The sequence below is a fragment of the Streptomyces sp. NRRL S-495 genome (assembly GCF_000966955.1).
Lineage (GTDB): Bacteria > Actinomycetota > Actinomycetes > Streptomycetales > Streptomycetaceae > Kitasatospora > Kitasatospora purpeofusca.
The window spans coordinates 1-2,235 of sequence record NZ_JZWY01000555.1; the positions used below are offsets into that span (position 1 = coordinate 1).

Sequence of the window (2,235 nt, forward strand, 5' to 3'; positions counted from 1 at the left end):
GCGGAAGGTCCGGATCGGCCGCCGCGGCGCACAGGATCCGCAGCAGCCGGTCGGCGAACGCCTCGGCGTCGGCCGGGCCGAACCGGTCCGTGTCGTACGCGATCCGGAGCTCGGGCCCCTGCACCGTCTCGTTGACGAACACGGTCAGCGGTGCCTGCGTCCCGCCGCCGGTCGCCTCACCGAGCAGTTCCAGTCGGACGCCCTCGTGCTCCACCGCCACCGGAAGGCCGGCCGGCTGGAGCGAGAGCACGACCGGGGTGCCCATCGTTCCCCGGGGGTGCCCGATGCCGGCCGCCTCGAAGGCGTCCTGCACGGTGAACCCCGGGTGGTCCATGACCCGGGCGGTGGTGGCGGCCGCGCGGCCGACGGCGCTCCGGAAGGACTCCCCCTCCGCCAGCCTCAGCCTGATCGGGCTGATCCCGACCAGTGGCCCGACCACCGCCTCCAGCTCGGGGTGCGCCCGGTGCGCCACCGCTGCGCCGAGGACGACGTCGGACCGGCCGGTGAGACCGGCGACCAGCACGCCGAGCGCGGTCAGGAAGGTCGCGAACGAAGTGGATCCGCAGTCGGCGGCGAGCTCGCGCAGCACGGCCGCCGTCCCGGCGTCGAGGGGACGGGCCAGCCGTTCGCCGCCCGGGCGACCGGGGCCCGCAGGAGCAGCAAGGCCAGCGATCGCAGCAGGGAGGAGGTCGTGCGGCGGGACGGCGTCCGCCAGCTCCCGGGCCCAGAAGGCCCGCAGCTCCTCGACCCGGTCGGGCCCGGCGGCGAGCGCACGCTCGTGCAGCGCGATGTCGCCGACCTGGACGGGCGGCGGCGCGAGGCCCGCGCCGTTGCCGGACCGGTCGTCCGCCCTCCCCGCCAGCCTGTCGACCAGCTCCGACATCAGCACACCGATCGACCAGCCGTCGAACGCCACATGGTCGGTCACGACGACCAGTTCGGCCTCGTCCTCGTCGAGCCGGAGCAGCGCGGCCCGCAGGAGCGGTGTCTCGGTGGCGAGGTCGAACGCGTGGCTCGCGGCCGCGCGCGTCAGCTCGGCCGCCTGCTTCACCTGCTCCGGCCCGGACACTCCCCGGAGATCGTGCTCCTCGAACGGCACCGGGGCGGGCGGGCGGACCGAGGCGACCGGCTCCTCGTCGACCGCCCGACCGGAGGCATCCACCACGGCACCTGTCACCGCGCCACCAGTCACCGCACCACCCGCCAGCACGACGCTGCGCAGCACCTCGTGCCGCTCGACCACCGCGTCCAACGCGGCCCGCAGCCGCGCCGTGCCCGGCAGTCCGCGCAGGCGCAGCCGGAAGGCGATGGTGGTGGCGCGCTCGCCGGAGCCGATCTGCCGCAGCAGCCACATCCCCTGCTGCGCGGCCGTCAGCGGGTAGCTGTCCCGCCCGGTGTGACGGACCAGCGCGGGTTCCGGTGCGCTGCCCGGGCGGTCGGCCGACCCGGCCCGCAGCAGCGAGGCGAGCAGCGAGGCGAGTCCGGCGACGGTGGGTGCGGCGAGGAAGTCCGTCAGCGAGACGCCCGTGCCGAACTCGCGGCCCAGGACGGCGCAGACGCGGGCGGCCGCCAGCGAGTGCCCGCCGAGCGCCCCGAAATCGTCGTGGATGCCGACCTCCGCCGCACCCAGACCGAGGACACCGGCGACGGTCTCCGCGATCCGCTGCTCGGTGCCGGTGCGCGGGGCGGCGTACTCGGTGTCGACGACGCGGCCGAACGCCAGCGCGGCCAGTGCGGCGCGATCGGTCTTGCCGGTCGGTCCGACGGGCAGCCGGTCGAGGACGGCGATCCGGGAGGGGACCAGGTGGTCCGGCAGCCTGTCCCGCAGCCAGGACCGGAGCCCCGCCTCGGTGAGCGTCCGGTCGGCCGACTCCGCGTAGGCCAGGAGAAGCCTGGTGCCGTCCTCGTCGGCCGGTGCCAGGGCCACGGCGTGCTGGACGGCCGGATGCCCCGCGAGGGTCGCCTCGACCTCGCCCAGCTCGATCCGGAAGCCGCGGACCTTCACCTGGTCGTCGATCCGCCCGGCGAAGTGGTGCAGCCCGTCGACCCGCCGCACCAGGTCGCCGGTCCGGTAGTGCCGGACTCCGGCGGCGTCCGTGACGAACCGTTCGGCCGTCAGCTCCGGCCTGGCCAGATAGCCCCGGCCGACCAGCGGACCGGACACCCAGAGTTCCCCGGTCTCGCCGTCTCCCAGCGGGTTTCCGGCGTCGTCGCGCACCGAGAGTCCGCTCCCCG

Annotated in this window: 1 protein-coding gene; it reads right to left on the reverse strand. The window is 75.7% G+C overall.

Features of this window, described 5'->3' with window-relative positions; all coding sequences use genetic code 11:
* Positions 1 to 2,218: condensation domain-containing protein (locus VR45_RS27065; protein WP_045942457.1), on the reverse strand; the 2,218-nt coding region annotated here is incomplete at its 3' end.
* Between the last annotated feature and the right edge of the window lie 17 nt (positions 2,219 to 2,235).